At 39.2% G+C, this 20,350-nt stretch carries 25 protein-coding genes; 14 read left to right on the top strand and 11 right to left on the bottom strand.

What is annotated here, in order from left to right:
* Window positions 1-2: 2 nt before the first annotated feature.
* From ACOQO1_RS17805 to ACOQO1_RS17830, 6 genes are all read right to left on the bottom strand, one after another.
* Window positions 3-557: a sigma-70 family RNA polymerase sigma factor gene (locus tag ACOQO1_RS17805; RefSeq protein ID WP_420604350.1), complete on the bottom strand. Its 555-nt coding sequence runs from the start codon at window positions 555-557 to the stop codon at window positions 3-5.
* A gap of 151 nt (window positions 558-708) precedes the next feature.
* The gene (locus ACOQO1_RS17810; protein ID WP_420604226.1) at window positions 709-1,557 is read right to left on the bottom strand and encodes a hypothetical protein; all 849 of its coding nucleotides are present in this window, start codon (window positions 1,555-1,557) and stop codon (window positions 709-711) included.
* Window positions 1,558-1,571: 14 nt separating this feature from the next.
* Window positions 1,572-3,596, bottom strand: a complete 2,025-nt coding sequence (locus ACOQO1_RS17815) for a M3 family metallopeptidase (protein WP_420604227.1) — start codon at window positions 3,594-3,596, stop codon at window positions 1,572-1,574.
* Window positions 3,577-3,990, bottom strand: a complete 414-nt coding sequence (locus ACOQO1_RS17820) for a hypothetical protein (RefSeq protein WP_420604228.1) — start codon at window positions 3,988-3,990, stop codon at window positions 3,577-3,579. Before ACOQO1_RS17820 ends, ACOQO1_RS17815 begins: the two co-directional genes overlap by 20 nt.
* A 12-nt stretch (window positions 3,991-4,002) precedes the next feature.
* Window positions 4,003-4,494, bottom strand: a complete 492-nt coding sequence (purE, locus tag ACOQO1_RS17825; protein ID WP_420604229.1) for a 5-(carboxyamino)imidazole ribonucleotide mutase — start codon at window positions 4,492-4,494, stop codon at window positions 4,003-4,005.
* A 3-nt stretch (window positions 4,495-4,497) separates the two neighbouring features.
* Window positions 4,498-5,652 (bottom strand): 5-(carboxyamino)imidazole ribonucleotide synthase, encoded by a 1,155-nt coding sequence (locus tag ACOQO1_RS17830; RefSeq protein ID WP_420604230.1) that lies wholly within the window; start codon window positions 5,650-5,652, stop codon window positions 4,498-4,500.
* A 118-nt stretch (window positions 5,653-5,770) separates the two neighbouring features.
* Between ACOQO1_RS17830 and ACOQO1_RS17835 the strand changes: the two genes are divergently transcribed.
* The 7 genes from ACOQO1_RS17835 to ACOQO1_RS17865 all read left to right on the top strand — a co-directional run bounded on the left by ACOQO1_RS17835 (window position 5,771) and on the right by ACOQO1_RS17865 (window position 11,258).
* A complete protein-coding gene (locus tag ACOQO1_RS17835; RefSeq protein ID WP_420604231.1) occupies window positions 5,771-6,880 on the top strand; it encodes an adenylate kinase in 1,110 nt (369 codons plus the stop codon).
* Between the two features lie 22 nt (window positions 6,881-6,902).
* Window positions 6,903-7,421, top strand: a complete 519-nt coding sequence (locus ACOQO1_RS17840) for a GNAT family N-acetyltransferase (RefSeq protein WP_420604232.1) — start codon at window positions 6,903-6,905, stop codon at window positions 7,419-7,421.
* 21 nt (window positions 7,422-7,442) lie between these two features.
* Window positions 7,443-8,444: a GTPase ObgE gene (obgE, locus tag ACOQO1_RS17845; RefSeq protein ID WP_420604233.1), complete on the top strand. Its 1,002-nt coding sequence runs from the start codon at window positions 7,443-7,445 to the stop codon at window positions 8,442-8,444.
* Window positions 8,445-8,506: 62 nt separating this feature from the next.
* Window positions 8,507-9,031 carry a DUF4136 domain-containing protein gene (locus ACOQO1_RS17850; protein WP_420604234.1) on the top strand — a complete coding sequence of 175 codons (525 nt, stop codon included), beginning with the start codon at window positions 8,507-8,509 and terminating at the stop codon, window positions 9,029-9,031.
* 184 nt (window positions 9,032-9,215) lie between these two features.
* Window positions 9,216-9,425 (top strand): hypothetical protein, encoded by a 210-nt coding sequence (locus ACOQO1_RS17855; RefSeq protein ID WP_420604235.1) that lies wholly within the window; start codon window positions 9,216-9,218, stop codon window positions 9,423-9,425.
* Window positions 9,426-9,564: 139 nt separating this feature from the next.
* Window positions 9,565-10,536 (top strand): sensor histidine kinase, encoded by a 972-nt coding sequence (locus ACOQO1_RS17860; protein WP_420604236.1) that lies wholly within the window; start codon window positions 9,565-9,567, stop codon window positions 10,534-10,536.
* On the top strand, window positions 10,533-11,258 hold the full coding sequence (locus ACOQO1_RS17865) for a LytR/AlgR family response regulator transcription factor (protein WP_420604237.1): 726 nt from the start codon (window positions 10,533-10,535) through the stop codon (window positions 11,256-11,258). The genes ACOQO1_RS17860 and ACOQO1_RS17865 overlap by 4 nt, the downstream gene beginning before the upstream one ends.
* A 64-nt stretch (window positions 11,259-11,322) precedes the next feature.
* Here the strand turns inward: ACOQO1_RS17865 and ACOQO1_RS17870 are convergent, their stop codons facing one another.
* From ACOQO1_RS17870 to ACOQO1_RS17885, 4 genes are all read right to left on the bottom strand, one after another.
* The gene (locus ACOQO1_RS17870) at window positions 11,323-11,697 is read right to left on the bottom strand and encodes a DoxX family membrane protein (protein WP_420604238.1); all 375 of its coding nucleotides are present in this window, start codon (window positions 11,695-11,697) and stop codon (window positions 11,323-11,325) included.
* A 93-nt stretch (window positions 11,698-11,790) separates the two neighbouring features.
* Window positions 11,791-12,576 carry an SDR family oxidoreductase gene (locus tag ACOQO1_RS17875; RefSeq protein ID WP_420604239.1) on the bottom strand — a complete coding sequence of 262 codons (786 nt, stop codon included), beginning with the start codon at window positions 12,574-12,576 and terminating at the stop codon, window positions 11,791-11,793.
* 1 nt (window position 12,577) lies between these two features.
* On the bottom strand, window positions 12,578-12,889 hold the full coding sequence (locus ACOQO1_RS17880) for a cupin domain-containing protein (protein ID WP_420604240.1): 312 nt from the start codon (window positions 12,887-12,889) through the stop codon (window positions 12,578-12,580).
* A gap of 22 nt (window positions 12,890-12,911) precedes the next feature.
* A complete protein-coding gene (locus tag ACOQO1_RS17885) occupies window positions 12,912-13,385 on the bottom strand; it encodes a cupin domain-containing protein (RefSeq protein WP_420604241.1) in 474 nt (157 codons plus the stop codon).
* 96 nt (window positions 13,386-13,481) lie between these two features.
* Here ACOQO1_RS17885 and ACOQO1_RS17890 point away from each other — a divergent pair, with 96 nt between their 5' ends.
* Both ACOQO1_RS17890 and ACOQO1_RS17895 read left to right on the top strand, forming a co-directional pair.
* Complete coding sequence (locus ACOQO1_RS17890; protein ID WP_420604242.1) at window positions 13,482-14,837, top strand: UDP-N-acetylmuramate--L-alanine ligase; 1,356 nt, start codon at window positions 13,482-13,484, stop codon at window positions 14,835-14,837.
* A gap of 63 nt (window positions 14,838-14,900) precedes the next feature.
* Window positions 14,901-15,086 carry a hypothetical protein gene (locus ACOQO1_RS17895; protein WP_420604243.1) on the top strand — a complete coding sequence of 62 codons (186 nt, stop codon included), beginning with the start codon at window positions 14,901-14,903 and terminating at the stop codon, window positions 15,084-15,086.
* A 9-nt stretch (window positions 15,087-15,095) separates the two neighbouring features.
* Here the strand turns inward: ACOQO1_RS17895 and ACOQO1_RS17900 are convergent, their stop codons facing one another.
* The gene (locus tag ACOQO1_RS17900; RefSeq protein ID WP_420604244.1) at window positions 15,096-15,545 is read right to left on the bottom strand and encodes a DUF1569 domain-containing protein; all 450 of its coding nucleotides are present in this window, start codon (window positions 15,543-15,545) and stop codon (window positions 15,096-15,098) included.
* Between the two features lie 51 nt (window positions 15,546-15,596).
* Between ACOQO1_RS17900 and radC the strand changes: the two genes are divergently transcribed.
* From radC to ACOQO1_RS17925, 5 genes are read left to right on the top strand one after another with little or no spacing between them, the layout of a single operon-like run.
* Entirely contained in the window at window positions 15,597-16,295 is a 699-nt protein-coding gene (gene radC / locus ACOQO1_RS17905; RefSeq protein WP_420604245.1) for a RadC family protein, read from the top strand.
* 12 nt (window positions 16,296-16,307) lie between these two features.
* Window positions 16,308-17,603 carry a polysaccharide deacetylase family protein gene (locus ACOQO1_RS17910; RefSeq protein WP_420604246.1) on the top strand — a complete coding sequence of 432 codons (1,296 nt, stop codon included), beginning with the start codon at window positions 16,308-16,310 and terminating at the stop codon, window positions 17,601-17,603.
* On the top strand, window positions 17,596-18,285 hold the full coding sequence (locus ACOQO1_RS17915; RefSeq protein ID WP_420604247.1) for a YjjG family noncanonical pyrimidine nucleotidase: 690 nt from the start codon (window positions 17,596-17,598) through the stop codon (window positions 18,283-18,285). The genes ACOQO1_RS17910 and ACOQO1_RS17915 overlap by 8 nt, the downstream gene beginning before the upstream one ends.
* A gap of 57 nt (window positions 18,286-18,342) precedes the next feature.
* Window positions 18,343-18,894 (top strand): hypothetical protein, encoded by a 552-nt coding sequence (locus ACOQO1_RS17920; RefSeq protein ID WP_420604248.1) that lies wholly within the window; start codon window positions 18,343-18,345, stop codon window positions 18,892-18,894.
* Window positions 18,891-20,348: a DUF5723 family protein gene (locus tag ACOQO1_RS17925; RefSeq protein ID WP_420604249.1), complete on the top strand. Its 1,458-nt coding sequence runs from the start codon at window positions 18,891-18,893 to the stop codon at window positions 20,346-20,348. The genes ACOQO1_RS17920 and ACOQO1_RS17925 overlap by 4 nt, the downstream gene beginning before the upstream one ends.
* Window positions 20,349-20,350 lie beyond the last annotated feature (2 nt).

Raw genomic sequence — 20,350 nt, forward strand, 5'->3', positions numbered from 1 at the left:
AGTTAAAACCAATTTTGATTTAAACACCCCATAAGGGCAGTTCTTGCCCTGTGGATCATCACCCACAGGTTGGACGGATTAATTCCCAATTCATTACAAATATCCTCAGTACTCATTCCCTGTATGGTTTTCATGTTAAAAACCAAGGACTGTTTTTTGGGCAATTTTGAGATACATTCCTGTATGGCCAGCCCCAGTTCTTCATTTTCAATGGAGTTGTCACCATCCTTGCTAAAAGGATCTGCCACCTGTTCTTCCAACCAATCTCCCTCAGAATCTGTATTGGCACTATAGTTGACCCTAACCTCGGCTTTGCCTTTTTTCGAATTGATTTTACGATAATGGTCTATGACCTTTCGTTTTAAGATGGCAATGAGCCATGTGCGTTCAGCAGCGTCCCCTTTATAGTTTTTTGCCGAATTAAGGCCTGCGAAAAAGGTTTCCTGCACCAAATCTTTGGCAATTTCCGCATCACTTACGCGAGCTACTGCATAATTGAAAAGGTAGTCTGCATATTGATCTACCCAAGTTTCAGGATGAAGTTCGTGTGCCGCCATATTTTTTCCAAGAAGTATCAAATGTAATGGATTTTAGTTAATGATTTCATGCTTTGTCCATTACAAACGACTTTAAAAAGTATCACGAAAAGTTCATGAAAAGATAAATTGGCATATTCTTAAGAATTGTGATTGATTTTCTGTCAAGGGCTTATTCCATTGAAATGGTCAATACAGTATCCGTGTTCATATCCATTTCCATGCTCATGACATCTCCCATTTGCATCAACATTTTCATAGGGAGTTTTGTTTCGTACTTGGACATGTAATTATTGGTTATGTTGTACAGCATCTTTCCGGACCCTGCTCCCTCAGCTTTAATGGTCATGCTTGGTTGTTGGCTTTCCAGTTCAATGGATTGATCAATGTTGAAAAAAGCAATTTCATTTTCAATCTGCTGAAGATTATAGGTTGTTTTGATTATCATTTCCATAGGTGCCATATTGCCCATGGGAAAACTCATGGGAATTTCGTTTTCAAACTCATCTCCAATGGCAATGGGGTGTTCTGGAAAATGGATTTGTTTTTGCACCTGTTCAAGGGCGCTCTCCAAAACACTTTTCATATTTTGGTCGATATCATTTCCCGAAATGGAATCAATTTGCATTTTGGAACCAGCTAAATATTTACCATATAGCGTTACATCTTCAAAAACGTTTGGTGTTGAAACATCTTTCCCGTTCATGGACATTTCCATTTCCATTTTATCGTAGGATATGCTCATGGGAATGTTACCTTGGGAATCCATTTTACCCGTAATATTGGTTAAGGTAGCATTGGTTTTTTGCTCCATTTTTATGGGGAATTCCATGCCGCTGTTAGCCATTTGGTTCATTGTGGCTTCATCACCATTCATATTCATCAAGCCACTCATCTTTGTGGTCATTTGGGTGATGTACTTTTTGTTTGGAGCAAATTCATATTTAAAAACAACACTTTCCTGAGCGTTTACACTCAAAGTTGAAATAAAGAAAGTAGCAATAAGAAGTTTTTTTATCATGATTTTAATATTGATTATTTAGTGATGAGTCCAGCCCTTTCCAAAAGAGCCTCAATTTTGGGTTCCGCTCCCCTAAAACGTTTATAGAGTGTCATCGGGTTTTCTGTACCACCTTTGGAAAGTACATGTTCTTTGAATTTATCAGCAATTTCTTTGTTGAAAATCCCATTTTCTTTAAAATATGCAAAGGCATCCGCATCTAAGACCTCCGCCCATTTATAACTGTAGTACCCAGAGGAATAACCCCCTTGAAAAATGTGTGAAAAGGCGGTGCTCATACATGTTTCAGGAGTTTCTGGGAAAAGGTTGGTGCCTTCAAAAGCTTTTGTCTCATAGGATTTTACATCCTTAATTTCTGAAGGGTCGTTACCATGCCAAGCCATATCCAAAAAGCCAAAACTCAATTGGCGCAATGTAGCCATTCCTTCTTGAAAGGTTGCCGATTCCTTTATTTTCTGAACCAGTTCCATAGGAATCAATTCTCCGGTTTCGTAGTGTAACGCAAAAAGCTCCAGAGCTTCTTTTTCATAGCACCAATTTTCCATCACTTGACTCGGCAATTCCACAAAATCCCAATATACGGAGGTGCCCGAAAGTCCCGGGTATGTAGTATTGGCCAGCATGCCATGAAGCGCATGCCCAAATTCGTGGAAAAGAGTGGTCACTTCATTAAAAGTAAGCAAAGAGGGCTTGGTTTCCGTTGGTTTGGTAAAGTTGCATACATTGGAGATATGTGGGCGGCTATTTTTCCCGTCCAATCGATATTGAGATTTGTATGATGTCATCCATGCGCCACCGCGTTTGCCCGGTCTGGGATGAAAATCGGCATAAAAAAGTGAGATAAAATTGCCTGATTCATCATACACCTCAAAGATCTTCACCTCTTCATGGTATTTTTCAACATCAAAAACCTCTTTAAAGCTAAGTCCAAACAACTTTTCAGCTACCTTAAAAACCCCATCAATTACATTTTCCAGCTTAAAATAGGGTTTGAGTTTCTCATCATCCAGATTAAAAAGTTTTTGCTTCAATTTTTCTGAATAATAGGCACTGTCCCATTTTTCCAATCGGTCAATTCCATCCAGCTCCTTAGCAAAAGCTTCCAATTCTACAAACTCTCTTTCAGCAGCAGGTTTGGCTTTTTCCAAAAGTTCTTCAAGAAAATCAATTACTTTTTTTGGAGTTTCAGCCATACGTTCTTCCAAAACAAAATCAGCATGGGTTTTATAGCCTAAAAGATTGGCCCGCTCATGGCGTAGTGAAACAATTTGAAGTACATTTTCTTGGTTGTCCAACTCGTTGCCATGAAATCCTTTGCTGCCGAACGCTAAGGACAACTGCTTTCGTAGCTCCCTGTTTTTGGCATATTTCATAAAGGGAATGTAGCTTGGGTAGTCCAAAGTAATTAACCATCCTTCTTTGTCCTTGGATTTCGCTAATTGTACTGCAGCTTCTTTTGCCCCTTCAGGTAATCCGTCTAAATCTTCCTCATTGGTCAACAATAACTCATATGCATTGGTCTCAGCCAATACATTTTCCCCGAATTTAAGTTTTAGCTTTGCAAGCTCAGCATCAATTTCCCGGAGGCGTTTTTTATCATCGTCGTTTAAATTGGCGCCATTTCGACTAAAACTTTTGTATTTCTTTTCCAGCAAGGTGTATTGCTCTGGTGTTAAATCTAACTTATCCCTTTGGTCATAAACTGATTTTATCCTTTGAAAAAGTCCTTCATTCAAGGTAATATCGTTGCTGAATTCAGACAATAAAGGCGAAACTTCTTGGGCTATTTTTTGGATTTCCTCATTGGTCTCTGCAGAGTTCAGGTTGAAGAAAACACTCGAAATGCGATCCAATTGCCGCCCTGAGAAATCCAAAGTTTCCAAAGTGTTTTCAAACGTAGCTGCTTCTTTGCTTTTGGCTATGTTGTCAATTTCTTTTCTGGCATTTTCAATGGCCTCTAAAAAAGCGGGTTTAAAATGTTCATTTTTGATTTGCTCAAAGGGAGCCTTGTCAAAAGATTTAAGAAGGGGATTGTGCATCTGATTGTATTTTTTTTATTTTAAAACGAGCCATTAGGAATTCTACCAGCAGAAATGAAAATGATACTGCCAGTGATAACATTCCCACTGTTATAAAGGCAAAATTTTTAGCAGTGTCCTGGGTTACTCGGTTTAGAGCATTTATGGCTTCTTCGTTGTATTCGTCCAAATCAACAAAACCATTCTGATTGAGATCAAAACTCTTGGCATGTTCACTGATAAAGTACCAACGGATTTCCACAAAAATCAAGATTGAGGTATAGAGAATGAAAAATAACAGCGAACATTTCCAAATGGTCTTTAGGAATTTGCCCTTTACTTTTTTTTGAACTAAAAAAATCAGCATTAGGGCAAACAAGCCCATTAGAATGCCCATCTCATTGTAGTTCAGCATACATTTTTCTGCTTAATGTTTCTTCTTTACTTCTTCGGCACCTTTTATGACCTTTTCTTTAAGCCCCTGTTTGTAGACTTCAATTTTGTCCAAAACACATTTATCGGCACTTCCTATGATCTGGGCTGCCAATATTCCGGCATTTTTGGCTCCATCTAGGGCTACTGTGGCTACAGGGACACCACCTGGCATCTGAAGAATGGATAGAATTGAATCCCAGCCATCTATGGAATTACTGCTTTTTACAGGTACTCCAATCACCGGTAAAGGGGACAGGGATGCCACCATTCCGGGAAGGTGGGCAGCGCCGCCAGCGCCCGCAATAATCACGGCATAGCCATTTTTATGGGCGTTTTTACCAAAATCGAATAATTTTTCAGGAGTTCTGTGGGCTGAAACAATGTCCACGTCAACTTCTATATCAAATCCCTTTAAGATATCCACTGCGTCCTGCATAACTGGGAGGTCGCTAGTACTTCCCATGATTACGGCTACTTTACTCATGACTTATTTGCTTATTACTTTAATCGTCTCTTTTACTTGTTGTGCTATCTCCCTGGCTTTCTTCATATCCTTGTCCACAATGGTAACATGGCCCATTTTACGAAAAGGACGCGTCTCTTTCTTGCCATAGATGTGCGGTGTTACCCCATCCATTTCCAAAATGGATTCCATATTTTGGTAAACCACATCGCCTTTATGTCCTTCAGCGCCTACTAAATTAACCATAACCCCGGCCACTTTGCTATCTGTTTTACCTAAAGGTAATCCAAGAATTGCTCTAATATGTTGCTCAAATTGATTGGTGTAACTGGCCTCTATGCTATAGTGGCCACTGTTATGGGGTCTTGGTGCCACTTCATTCACCAAAATCTCATCATCTTGGGTTTGGAACAGCTCCACAGCAAGTAATCCAACATGTGCTAAATGTTCAGAGACTTTTAAGGCAACTTCCATGGCCTTTTGTGAAACAGATGTTTCAACACGTGCAGGGCAGATGACATATTCGACCTGATTGGCTTCGGGATGAAACTCCATCTCTACGACAGGATATGTTTTTACTTCTCCTTGCGTATTTCGAACCACAATCACTGCCAATTCATTTTTAAAATTGACCATGTTCTCTGCAATACATTCCACATTAGGCAGTCCTTCCAGATCCTCTATTTTCCGAACGACCTTAACCCCTTGGCCATCATATCCAAATTGGGCACTTTTCCAGACAAATGGGAATTTTAACCCGCCATTTGAAATACTATCTTCAATTTCTGAAGTATAGGCGAATCGTGTAAATGGGGAAGTGGGGATTTCATTATCGGTATAAAACAACTTCTGGGTTGCTTTGTTCTGAATGGTCCGCAGTGTTTTTGTGGGAGGATAAACCTTTACACCTTCGTGTTCCAGTTTTTCCAAGGCATCCACGTTTACATTTTCAATTTCAATGGTCAAAACATCTACATCCTTTCCAAAATTGTAGACGGCATCAAAATCCAATAAACTACCCTTTACAAATTTGTTGCATGCTATTTTGCAAGGAGCTTCATCCGAAGCATCCATAATCTTGGTGTAGATGTCCCATTTTCGGGTTTCATAAAGCAACATTTTGCCCAATTGTCCACCACCTAAAATACCGAGTTTAAAACTGGAAGAGAAAAAATGCATTGATCAGCGAATTGGAATGAACGCAAAAATACATGAATTCCTTTAAGGGATAAAGGAACGAAGGGCAAAGCGCCCTTAAAAATGTTATCTTTGCCAACCTAATAAAATTGATGACGAGGTGATTAAGCTTCATGACAAGGTTTTTAAACCCTACTTGAGCGAGGAGCAAATCCTTGGTGGGGTAAAAAAAATAGCAGCAGAAATAGCCAAGGACTACAAAGATGAAGTGCCTATTTTTGTTGGTGTGCTCAATGGTGCTTTTATGTTCGTATCCGATTTTCTTAAAGAATATCAGCACCCTTGTCAAGTCTCTTTTGTTAGGCTGAGTTCTTACCAAGGTCTTACCTCAACAGGAATTGTGGAAACCTTACTGGATGTTCCGGATAATATTGAGGGAAGGAGTATCATTATTTTAGAAGATGTTATAGACACTGGAAGAACACTGAAACAATTGGTGCATTTGTTTTCCCAGACCAATGCAAAGGAGTTTAAAATAGCTTCCCTTTTTTACAAGTCGGAAATCTACAATGGAGAATACGCAATAGATTATGTTGGACTGGAAATCCCCGACAATTTTATTGTAGGATATGGATTGGATTACAACGAATTGGGAAGAAATCTGAAAGAAGTATATCAACTAAATCAAGCAAATATGATCAACCTAGTGCTCTTCGGAAAGCCAGGCGCAGGAAAAGGGACCCAAGCGGGTTATTTAAAGGAAAAATATAATTTGAAGCATATATCCACAGGGGATGTGTTCCGATACAACATCAAAAATGAGACAGAATTGGGCAAATTGGCCCAATCCTACATGGACAGAGGCGATTTGGTTCCTGACGAGGTTACCATAAACATGCTTAAGGACGAAGTGGAGAAGAATCCGGAAGCTGCAGGGTTCATCTTTGATGGATTTCCCAGAACTGCCGCCCAAGCTGAAGCGTTGGACAATTTTTTGCAATCCAAGAATATGATGGTGAACGCCACAATTGCCCTAGAGGCAGATGATGATATTTTGGTTGCGCGATTGCTGGAGCGTGGAAAGGATAGTGGTAGGCCCGATGATCAGGATGAGGGTAAAATTCGTAATCGATTTGATGAGTACAACCAAAAGACAGCTCCATTAAGGGCGTATTACGAAAAACAAGGGAAATTTCACTCTGTTAATGGGATTGGGGAAATTGAAGAGATTACAGAGCGTTTGAGTTCGGTTGTTGAGGAACTTGCTTAGGGCAATCTTTTAGTGAATCAAAATGAGTTTGGACAGGCAACCTACTTTAGAGAATGATTTGGTCAGCCTTAGACCATTGTTGCCACAAGATTTTGACGCACTATATAAAGTCGCTTCCAATCCGTTGATTTGGGAACAGCATCCTGACAAAGAACGATCTACGTTATCAGGCTTTACCAAGTTTTTTAATGAATCCTTGGATTCAAAAGGAGCACTGCTGATTTTTGACAGGGAATCTGGAAAACTTGTAGGAAGCTCTCGATTTAATGTATTGGAAAAATATCCTGATTCAATAGAAATTGGCTGGACGGTTTTATCCAGAGCATATTGGGGAGGGATTTACAATAGGTCAATCAAACAATTGATGATTGGCTATGCATTAAGGTATGTTGAAGAAATACTCCTTTTTGTGGATGGAGACAATGTAAGGTCCCAAAGAGCGGTGGAGAAATTAAGCACCTTGGATGGAATTCAGTTGACCGTAGACCGTAGTTTTCAAAAGTTTGGAAACAACATTGCGTTCAAGATTAGAAAAACTTAAACCAAACAGTACAATCCAAAAATGACCGAAGGTAATTTTGTTGATTATGTAAAAGTTCATGTAGCTTCCGGAAATGGGGGTAAAGGCTCCGTGCATCTACACCGTGAAAAATACATTACCAAAGGAGGGCCAGATGGAGGCGATGGAGGTAGAGGAGGTCATGTGATCGTTAGGGGCAACAGCAACCTTTGGACATTGGTTACTTTCAAATTTAAAAAGCACTTTAAGGCCGGGCACGGGGAGCACGGAAGCAAAAACAGAAGTACTGGGGCAGATGGGGCCGATGTGTATATGGATGTGCCACTGGGAACAGTGGTTAGAGATACTGAAACTAATAAAGTCCTTTTTGAAATTACGGAAGATAGAGAAGAAAAAATTGTGGCTGAAGGTGGAAAGGGAGGACGTGGAAATTGGCATTTTAAGAGTTCTACCAATCAAACTCCGCGTTATGCACAACCCGGGATTCCAGGGCAGGAATCCCGGATTACCTTAGAATTAAAAGTACTGGCCGATGTGGGCTTGGTCGGCTTTCCCAATGCGGGGAAATCTACCCTACTTTCCGTAATAACTTCAGCAAAGCCTAAAATTGCGGACTACGAGTTCACCACTTTAAAACCTAACTTGGGAATTGTTCAGTATAGGGATTTTCAAAGCTTTGTAATGGCAGATATTCCAGGAATTATTGAGGGAGCTGCCGAAGGAAAGGGGTTGGGACATTACTTTTTAAGACATATTGAGCGCAATGCCACCCTACTTTTTCTAATTCCGGCAGATAGCAACGATATTTCCAGGGAATATGAAATTTTGCTGGATGAACTAAGGCGATACAATCCCGAACTTTTGGATAAACAGCGGTTTGTGGCCATCTCCAAAAGCGATATGCTGGATGAAGAACTTATGGAAGAAATGCGTGTGGAACTGGATAAGGATTTAAAGGGTGTTTCTTACATGTTTATTTCATCCGTGGCACAACAAGGTATTCAAGAACTTAAGGACAAACTCTGGATGCTTTTGAACGAATAACCCTTCTAAACGCGCTTTCAAAACGAAATATTGATTAATTTTAAAGGTGTTCCAAATAAAAAATGCGATACCTTTTTTTCATAGTATTCCTTGGTCTGTTAACCTCTTGCGTAGGTGTAAAGGTCAATTACGATTACGATAAAGCGACCAACTTTGCCAACTACACCAGCTACAACTACTTTTCGGATATAAATTCCGGGTTGAGTGAATTGGATGAAAAAAGGTTGGTGCGCGTTCTTGATTCCACCTTACAGGCTAAAGGATATCTTTTGGCCGAGGAACCTGATTTCTTCATCAATATTCTAAGTAATGAATACAGAAGTGCCCCAAACAATTCCGTGGGTGTTGGTATTGGAGGGACAGGACGGAATGTTGGAGGTGGGGTTTCGGTAGGATTGCCTTTGGGGAATTCCGGTATTCAACGCCAAATACAGTTCGATTTTGTGGATGCGCAAAAAGATGCCCTGTTCTGGCAAGCCACAAGTGAAAGCGGATATCGAGAGAATGCATCGCCCAGTGTCCGGGAAGAAAGGTTAAGGGCCGTGGTAAAAAAGGTATTCTCCAAGTTTCCGCCAGAAAAAAGATAATTTCCGTTTACTTCAATCAATTTACCGCTTATCATAATCTACTTTCTTTTGGTGGATATACAGGATATTTTTGGGGTATTAATCAAAAAAACAAATACCGATGGTAGCCCTGGCAAAATTAATTATCAATGTACTCATGGACATTCTTATTTAATCTTGGATAATAATTTTAAATATTAAAAAAATGAAGAAATTAAATAGAGCACAAAAAGTCATTTTATGTATGGGCATTCTTGGAATGGCCATTGGAATTTTGGGCAAATGGAACAACTGGGACATTGATTACTTTCCCTTCTTCTATGCGGGATCCACACTGGCATGGGTCGCTTTTTTAAAAACCGAGAGAAGTTGTTGCATGGGTTTTGGAAGAAAGAAGGTAAATCCAAAAGCATAAAACTACTTCGTAGAACAAAAGGTTATATTTGAAATATTGATGGTTTGATGTCATGGAATTGACCAACAGAAAAAGAAATTACACGTTTTGGATACTTCAAATTTTGGGTTGGGGATTTATCAACTCCCTTTCTCTTTTTATGTTGCAAAAAATAAGTGTTGAAATGATGGTGTACTCCATCGTAGTTGGCACATTTATAGGCGTGTTTTCAACTTCTTTGGTGAGGTGGTATTTAAAAAGGAGTATTCGGTTCGACTCTTTTGGTTTTACGGAATTTTTTAAGGTTGCGGGATCATGTTTAGTAGGCGCCGGAATATTTGGGGTCTTGAATTATTTTTTTGGCTATGTCTATAGAGAATTTGGCCCAGAACTTACAGGAGCCGAAATACAGATGTTCCAATATTACGATAAGGTATGGATTCAAATCATGAATGCTCTTTTTATGGTAGGCGCATGGACGGTAACCTATCTTGTTATTAAGCTACTTCTTAAGCTCAATAGGGACCGTATAGAACGATTGGAACTGAATACACACTTAAAACAAGCCCAACTTAATACCTTAAAAGGACAGATTAATCCTCATTTTATGTTCAACAGTCTAAACAATATAAGAGGGTTGATGCTAGAAGATGTTGGCAAATCGCGTGAAATGTTGACCAAGCTTTCAGAAATTCTTAGGTATTCCTTGACCAAGAACAACATAGATGCTATTGCTGTTGAGGAGGAGTTGGAGATGGTGGATAATTATATTGACCTATCAAAAATCCAGTTCGAAGACCGGTTGGAGTTCGTAAAGGAGGTGGATCTGGACACGCTATCGATTCAAATACCTCCCATGATCATACAACTGTTGGTAGAAAATGCGGCAAAACATGGAATTTCAAACCTTAAAAAGGGTGGTAGAATAGTTTTGAGTATAAAGCAAGATGGAGAGCTTCTTGTTATTGAAGTTAGGAATACCGGAAAACTCCAAATAGGAAAAAGTACTACCCAATTAGGACTTAAGAATATTCGTCAGCGGTTAAAACTGTTGTATGCAGATAATGCATCTTTTAAATTGAACGAAGTTGCAGGTGAGGTTGTGGCCCATATAAAAATTCCGTTGGCATGAAAATAAGGGCTGTAATTGTTGAAGATTCCAGATTGGCCAGAAATGAGCTAAAGGAGCTTATCAAAAAACATAATGAGATTGAGCTTGTAGGCGAGGCTGAGAATGTGGATATGGGATTTGAGCTCATACAAAAGGAGAGACCAGATTTGTTGTTTTTGGATATCAACATGCCAGAAAAGGATGGTTTTGAACTACTGGAGATGCTGGATGAGGTTCCCATTACCGTTTTTACCACTGCCTTTGATGAATATGCCATCAAATCTTTTGAGTACAACGCTCTGGATTATTTATTAAAGCCCATAAACGAAAGACGTTTTGCCATGGCCTTTGAAAAGGTGAAAATGCAGCTAAGTGGCAGTCAAGAAGAAACGGTCACGACGGAAAAATTATCGGAGAAAAGCCAAATATTTATAAAAGATGGAGAAGCTTGTTGGTTGGTGAAAGTTGGGGATATTTCACATTTTGAGATTGTTGGAAATTATACCAGAGTATTTTTCGAAGAGAAGAAACCATTGTTGTACAAATCTCTCAATCAAGTTGAAGAAAAGTTGCCTGAGCAATATTTTTTTAGGGCAAACCGCCAACAAATTGTCAATACAAACTTTATAGAAAATGTAGTGCCCTGGTTCAATGGAAAGCTTAAGCTACAAATGAAAAATGGAGAAGAAATCGAAGTGTCCAGAAGGCAATCCTATATCTTCAAGGACAAAATGAGTTTATAATCAAAAAACGAAAGTTGTGGAAATGGAAAGGCCTTCTTTAAAGAAGGCCTTTTTTTATTGCTTTTTAAGCTCTTAATATTTCCTTATATCGGTCTTTATATCCAATTAGAACCACAATATTCAAAACGATAAGTATTAAAGCTCCCATGATACCATCTGGAGCTAAAGTAGCGTGGAAAAGTACCGCGTTTACCGAAACACTCATCAAAATAAGAGCCATCAGGGCTCCATATTTGTTCAAGATGAAAGAAAGTCCGGCCAAAATTTCAATGACCCCAACAATTTTCAGGACCTGGGTTGGTCCAACGCCGGCAAAATAGTTCATAGCGGCTTCAGGCATTTCTCCAAATTCGAGAAATCCAAAGAATTTATTCAATCCAAAAAAGAGGACAAACAATCCCAATAAGATTCGGGCAACCAGAAAAACTTTTGAATTCATAAGGTTAATTGTTATTGGTTAAGCAATAAAATTAACTAAAAATTATGAATTTGATAATTTAAGGCTTTGATTTTGTGGGTTTTGAAAAATAAATCAGAAAGATTTTAACAATCCGCCATCAATGGGAATATTGGTTCCCGTGATATATCCTGCCTGTTCTGAGGCCAAGAAAGCAACCAAAAAACCATATTCCGAAGGATTTCCAATTCGCTTCATGGGGACCTGTGCTTCCATGGCTTCACGGACCTCAGCTACAGAAACTCCCATTTTTTCGGCTTTTTTTGCATTTAGTTGGGCAATGCGGTCGGTGTCAAAATAGCCAGTAAGCACATTGTTGACTGTAATTCCATCTTTGGCAACGTCAAAGGCAAGGCTCTTGGCCCAAGTGACCACTGCGGCCCTTATGGAGTTGGAAAGCGCCAAATAATTCAACGGCTCTTTTACCGAAATAGATGCAACATTGACGATTCGCCCCCATCGCCTTTCTTGCATGTGTTTTAGGGCCAGTTCCGTAGTTAAAACAACCGATTTGAACAACATGTCGAAGGCATTTTGGTAATCTTCAACACTTTTTTCCAGTGCTCCACCTGCTTCCGGTCCCTGAGTGTTGTTTACGAGAATATCTATGGAATTTTGAGCAAAGAAAGTGGTCATTTTTGCCTTAAAACCTTCAAAATCTGAAAAATCAACAACGAGATACTGATGTTTTTGTCCTTGTTCAGTAGGTAGTTCGGATACAATTTCTTCTAAACGTTCCTTATTTCTTGCCATAAGGGTGACGCTGGCGCCACTTTCTGCAAGTTGTCTGGCAATGGCCTCGCCAATGCCCTTACTGCTTCCCCCAACCAAGGCTTTTTTTCCGTGAAATGAGATCTTCATATTACTTATATTCTTCCCTTACCGGGCTAAAAACATCCATTAATCTGCATGCGGTCAATGCTTTTCCACTATGTGGAACATTTGAAGGAATAACAACCACATCTCCAGAATGGTGAATCGCTGTTTTTCCTCCAACGGTAAATTCAAATGTACCATCTAAAACATGCATAATCTGTTCGTGGACGTGGTGATGTTCTGGTACTTCCGCATCTTTTTTTACATCCCAAAAGGCCCAAGTCATGGTTTTGCCATGTACCATTTTACCCTGATAACCTGGCATAATTTCTTTGCTGGGGATTTCTTTTAAATTCATAGTGATTGTCCGTAGTTTGATTCTATTCTTGATCTATTTTTTCAGACACGCTGTTGTAGTATTCCCTTGTAACCTTCTCGGTCCAAACAGTTGGGGAGTTTCCGTAAATGGCAATATAGGACACTTTACTGTCCTTGGATGAAGTATGCCAATGCTCCGTGTCTTTTTCGCACTTGATAACATCTCCCACGTTAATAATTACTGCATCTTTTCCTCTTTCTTGATAATATCCCTTTCCTTCTAACACAATCAATACTTGGGGAGTGTTATGTTTATGCCAATCTAAGGTTGAGTTTGGACTAAATGTCGCTTGAGTAACATTGTAGCCCAGACTATCTTCTTCTTGGAGTAAAAAGTTTAACCATGCATCCCCTAAATGATGTGTATTTGGTGCTTTGACTCCTTCCTCCAAAAGCGATTTAATGGGATAATCCGAATTCTGGGCCAATGCAATAGTAGGTAGAGAAAAGAATAGGCAGAATACTAAATACCTCATAGTTATCAATTTTAAACCAAGTTAGCAATTAATAAGATCATATCTTAGTTTGTATTGGCATTGTCAATGTCTATTTTTGATTGATAAATCAAAGTGATGAAAATCCATTTTATAGCCATTGGCGGAAGTGCCATGCATAACCTGGCCTTGGCCTTGGAACACAAGGGATACGAAATTACAGGTAGTGATGATGTTATCTTTGAACCCTCAAAAAGCAGGTTAAAGGCCAAAGGCCTGCTCCCTCAAGAATTTGGTTGGTTTCCCGAAAAGATTCACAGTGATTTGGATGCAGTGATTTTGGGAATGCATGCCAAGCCTGATAACCCTGAATTGCTAAAGACACAGGAACTGGGATTGAAAATTTATTCCTATCCAGAGTTTTTATATGAGCAGTCCAAATACAAAACAAGGGTGGTCATTGGGGGCAGTCATGGAAAAACAACCATTACTTCCATGATTCTACATGTGTTGAACTATCACGATATTGCTGTGGATTATATGGTAGGTGCCCAATTGGAGGGTTTTGACCGGATGGTGCATCTTACTGAGGAAAATGACTTCATAGTTTTGGAAGGAGATGAATATTTGTCCTCACCTATTGATAGAAGACCAAAATTTCATTTGTATCAACCCAACATTGCTTTGTTGAGTGGAATTGCCTGGGACCATATCAACGTATTTCCCACATTTGAAAATTATGTGGAACAGTTCCAGATTTTTGTGGATGGAATTGTGCGAGGTGGGTCCATTACGTATAATGAAGAAGATGTTGAAGTAAAAAAAGTTGTGGAAGCTTCTGAGAATGCTATCCGTAAGTTTCCATATTCTACTCCTCATTATCGTGTTGAAAATGGTGATACTTTGCTGGATACACCTGAAGGGGAAATGCCCATTGAAGTATTTGGGAAGCACAATCTGAACAATTTGGCCGGAGCTAAATGGATTTGCCAAAATATGGGTGTGGATGAAGCGGATTTTTATGAAGCAATTGCCACCTTTAAAGGAGCTTCAAAACGATTGGAAAAGATTGCCGAAGGTACGAATAAGGTCGCTTTCAAGGATTTTGCCCATTCGCCGAGCAAAGTAAAAGCAACTACCGAAGCCGTTAAAGAGCAATATCCCAATAGGAAATTGATAGCCTGCTTGGAATTGCACACCTATAGCAGCCTAAATGCGGAATTTCTTAAAGAATATGATGGCGCCCTAGATGCGGCAGACGAAGCAGTGGTGTTCTATTCCCCAGATTCGGTAAAGATCAAACAGTTGGAAGAAGTCACAGAACAACAGATCGCAGAGGCCTTGAAACGAGAGGATGTCAATATTTTTACAGATTCTACTGCTTTTCAAGAATACCTTTTTGCCCAAGATTTTAATGGTTCCACTTTGTTGTTAATGAGCTCCGGGAATTATGGCGGACTGGATTTTGAAAAAGTGAAGACTTTTTTCAATTAAGAATCTGAAGGCGGCAATTTGTCAGCTTTTTTTCCATGGAACGAAAATTGTCGTCTGTGTGGAGTGAAATCACCAGTGCATTTTTTTATGGATACCTTGCCCAAAAAACTTCGGCGTATCACCTCTGTATTATTGGCGGCATTTATGCTGGGAATTTCCAATGTTTTTTTGGAAGAAGACCGGATGATCAATGATACCCGAGCCAAAATTGAACATCAGGAGATTCAGGATGAAGATGAGGAGCATTGAACTGCTCTGTCAGACCCCAAATTGCCTTAAATGATGATCTAAGTGCTTGTACTGCATTTTTCCCCATTGTTCATGGGTAAAAACACCGAAAGCCGGATGTGGATCCCAATTTTTCCTTTCTTTCTCTTGGTGAAAGTCGTTCACCAAACCAATTAGAATTTCTTTTTCAGGTTCAAAATCCTTTTTGTCCTCCACCTTAAAGGGTTTTGCTGTTGGTAGATTGGGTTTCCACAGTTTATCATCATACAAACCTTTCTTAAAACTTTTGAAAACCAGTTTCATAATTGGGTTTGGTTTTTTCATTTCATACCTTCCCAAAGCCAAACTCAATGGAAACTGACAATGATGTAGCATTTGGCCAACCTCCATTTTACCCCATGAACCCTGGGAAGATTCATTTAACTTAGAAATTCGATTTAAAATTTCTGACTTTGATTCGGTTTCAAACAGTGATTTCATTTCGGAATATTAAATTGAAAATTACATAAATTAATCTCCTATATTTAAACCATGCAAGAAAAAATAGCTTCTTTTTCCATTAAAGATTGGGCAGATGATGATAAGCCTAGGGAAAAGTTAGTGCAAAAGGGGCGCTCTGTACTTTCTGATGCTGAACTGATTGCAATTTTGATTGGATCTGGAAACAGAAAAGAGAGCGCTGTAGAACTCTCCAAACGTATTTTGGCATCTGTTAACCATAATTTGAATGAACTTGGGAAGCTGTCCATTGCCCAGCTTATGCAGTTTAATGGTATTGGTGAAGCAAAAGCTGTAACCATTGCTTCGGCACTTGAGGTAGGGAGGCGTAGAAGGGGAGAGGATGCGGAAAAAATATCAAGAATTTCAAGTAGTAAAGATGCATTTGAGCTATTATACCCACTTATGGGTGAGCTGGAACATGAAGAATTTTGGATAGTTTATCTAAACAATTCCAACAAAGTGATCCATAAATCGCAGCTGAGCAAAGGTGGTATAACGGGAACCTTGGTAGATGTACGGTTGGTAATGAAACAAGCCTTGGAACTTGGTGCCGTTGGTATCATATTGGCTCATAACCATCCATCAGGAACCCTGAAACCAAGTGCTGCTGACAAAATGATTACCAAAAAAATGCAAAGAGCAGGAGAAGCTCTGGATATTAAGGTGCTGGATCATTTAATAGTGACTCAGCATAACTATATGAGCTTTGCCGATAAGGGAATACTTTAGCCAAAACCGAAGATGTTATTAATATTTACCCATAAAATCACCAATAGACTGACTTATACGGCCAGGCAGGTCTTTGAAAGGATTTTGGGTATTGAAATTTCCTTTACAACAAAAGTTGAGGATTTTATTAGGCACGTAGGTCCAAAAATGACCTATTCAAAACAACCATTGCAAAATGAATTTTTTATAAGAAGCAACGACCTTTTGTTTGAACAAGGTATCAATGATCTTCATATTAAGGTTATGGATTGGGAAGGTGTTCCTTGCTTTTTTTCTTGTGGAGAGAAAAGTTCGATTCCCTATGACATTTTTTCGGCAAGTTTTTTTCTTTTGAGCAGGTATGAAGAATATCTCCCGCATGTTAAAGATAGTGTGGGCAGATTTCCAGCAAAGGAAAGCGTTGCCTACCAAAACAAGTTTTTGGAGCTCCCAGTTGTGGATTTGTGGGCGTACAAATTGTTGGCGGTATTGAAAGAGCGGTTTCCGGACCTGCAACATGGTAAAAAGAGTTATACTTTTACTTCCATTGTAAATGTGACCACTTCGCATTGTTATGCTTTGCGAGGGTTTGCACGGAGTTTGGGCGGCTTCTTTTTAGAATTGGGGAATTTCAGGTTTAGGAGTATGGTGAAGCGAATTTCCGTGCTGCTCGGGATTAAAAAGGATCCATATGATAACTTTTATGAGTTGATAGAAATTCATAAAAAATTTCCGATAAAGAGTATGTTTTTTTTTCAGTTTGCAAAGTACTCTGCACATGACAAGAATGTTTCCCCAAACAACAACAAGTTTCGGTATCTTATAAAATCCGTTGCAGACTATAGTATTGTATCCTTGAGCACTTCTTTTTTGTCCTCTACGGATAAAATTGTTTTAAAAGAAGAAAAGAAACAGCTTGGGAATCTGATCAACAGACCAATTAGCTATTCACGGCTTAGGTATAACCGGGTTAATGTTCCAAGCACCTACCGGAATCTTATTGAAACAGAGTTTACCGATGATTTCTCAATGGGATATACGCAAGAAATAGGGTTTAGGGCAGGTACTTGCACCCCATTTTATTTTTATGATATTAACATGGAGGTAAGACAGCCTTTAAAAGTCCATCCCTTTGCTCTCTATGACTATGCTTTGTTGGAATATAAAAGCAAGCAGGAAGTTTTTGAGGTGATGGATAGAGTTTATAGACAGGTAAAAGAGGTGAATGGAGAATTCATTATGGTTTTTTCCAATGAATTGTTGGGAGGTAATCATAAAATAGACTGGTTGGAAATCTATCAATCCTTTTTAAAACGGTACTATGTTTAACGGGCAGATTTCAGATGTTTTCTTTGACCTGGACCATACACTCTGGGATTTTGAAAGAAACTCCGAGCTTACTTTTGATAAGATTTTAAGGGACAACCATGTCGATGTTGTTCTAAGGGATTTTTTGGAAGTCTATGTGCCTATAAACCTTGAATTCTGGAAGCTATATCGAGAAAATAGAATTGCTAAGGAGGAGCTCCGGTTTCAAAGGTTAAGGCGTACGTTCGACACAATTGGAGCAACAGTTTCGGATGAAACTGTTTACATCTTGGCAGATGAATATATCCAACACCTATCATCTTTTACCCATTTAATTATGCATACTGTGGATGTTTTGGAATATTTGGCTCCAAAATATAAACTTCACATTATTACCAATGGGTTTCAGGAAATTCAGGAAAAAAAGCTAAAAGGTTCGAATATCCATGGGTATTTTGACCAAATAATAGATTCTGAAATAGCTGGAGTGAAAAAACCACATCCGTATATTTTTGAACTGGCCTTAAGGAAGGCCAATGTAGCTGCAGAAAACTCGTTGATGATTGGAGATAGCCTAGAGGCAGACATCATAGGAGCCAAGTCAGCTGGATTGCATGCACTTCACTTCAATGCAAACAATGAACCCCATCATGATTTTTGTATAATCATCGATAGCCTTATTGAAATAAAAAGCATTTTATAGAGTTATAATAGGGTAAAGCCAGCCTCATTTGTTGTTATACCAAATGTGCGTGAACCTATGAAAAAATTGCTTTTTAATCCCCTGTCACTGGCTGTGGTTTTCACAATACTTCTGTCATGCTCTGAAAAACAGGATTTTAACCAGTTTGATGACTTGAGTATTACCCCAACCCTTACATCCAGTATTCTCTATTTAGAATCGGACGAACAGTTTATCAATACATTGAGTGCGTTTGATGCATTTTATTCCCAAACGGTAAATTTTGATGCCTTCAACGAACAATATGTTGCTGAACGACTATTGGAAGGGAAAATTATCTACGAATTTGAAAACACCACCAGCAAAAGATTGAATATTGCCATTGATTTTTTGGATGAAGGAGGGGGAGTGCTGGATACTGAGTCCTTTGATGTTGAACCGGCAACCACACCCGCTCAAACCACCGAAATAACATATGGGCCGAGTGGCAAAAGTCTTGATATTCTGAGGGCCACTTCCGGCTTAAGAATCACAGGAACCAATTTGAGTGATGCTACCAGTGTTTCTACGGCATCAGAACCTAAAATAATAATGCGCTCGGCCGCCGAATTTTTATTTCGATTAAAATGAAGATAGGCCAATTGCTCTTGCTCACCATGCTTCTTGGGGCTACCTCGTTATGGTCCCAAAACAAACAATTGTTGTATGACTTTTATGAAATTCCGCAATCATTGTCTGTAAATCCTGGGGTAAAGACACTTCAAAAATGGCATACAGGAGTGCCCTTTATTTCTGGATTGGCATTCCAGGCAGGAACGAGCGGAGTTACCGTAAATGACCTTTTTGCAGATGATGGAATTGATTTTACCACTAAGGTAAGAGAACGCTTGTTGGATGCTATGAGTAGAAAAGATGACTTTAGCACTACAAGCCAAATAGAAGGTTTTAACATAGGTTTTAGAGGTAGAAACAGACCAGATGACTATTATTCTTTTGGGGTTTATGGCGAAACCGACATCATTGTGTATTGGCCCAAGGATTTGGCTATTTTAGGATTTGAAGGCAATGGGGGAGATAATATTGGAAGAAGCTTTAACCTAGGGGACCTTAGTGTTAGGGGAGAGATGGTCAATGTATACCATTTTGGGATAAATAGGAAAATGAGCAATACGCTCACTGTGGGGGCAAGGGCTAAGATATACTCCAGTATTTTTCAGTTTCAGTCTATTGGAAACTCAGGCTCTTTTAGAACTACTCAAGGTCAGAACAACATTTATACCAATAGCATAACTGCAGATATGGAGTTAAGAACTTCCGGGGTAGAAGGTATTGTTGATATTCTGGAAGAAGATGACGGCATTTCCAAAAGAGATTTGGCTGAGCTATTCGCTAAAAGGGTTTTGCTGGGAGGTAATCTGGGATTAGGTTTTGATGCTGGTTTCACGTATCAACTTAACCCGCAGACCACTATTACTGGAAGTCTTTTGGACGTTGGCTTCATCTATAATTCCAAGGACATTAAAAACTATACCTTGAAAGGTAGTGCCAGCAACGAAGGCTTGACCATAATCTTGCCGGAAGATGTAAATGATTTGGGAAATGATCTATGGCAAGATTTGATTGATGAAATTGAAGAATCCTTACCTTATGAAGAGAATGATTCCGGTTACATCTCATTTAGGCCGGTAAAGGCATATGGATCTATTCGTTACGATTTTGGAAAAGGTGAGTCTTCCAATGTAGATTGTGCTTGCCCTATTAATATGGACGGAGGGGGGCAGAACAGCGAGTTTTATAGGAACAGTGTGGGAGGACAACTTTTTCTTATGAAAAGACCTAGAGGCATACAAGCGGCATTAACAGGGTTTTATCAAAAAAGATTGGGAAGGGCAATGTCTCTTAAAACAACATATACCGTAGATAAGTATTCATTTACTAACATTGGTCTGGGGCTTAATTTTCAGGCTGGCCCTGTCAACTTCTATATTTTGGGAGACAATCTATTGGGTTATAGAAATATAGCTGATAGCCATTACGCTTCTTTACAATTTGGATTTAATATTATATCTTGGAACGATAATTGATT

This window comes from Flagellimonas sp., assembly GCF_965222555.1.
GTDB lineage: Bacteria > Bacteroidota > Bacteroidia > Flavobacteriales > Flavobacteriaceae > Flagellimonas.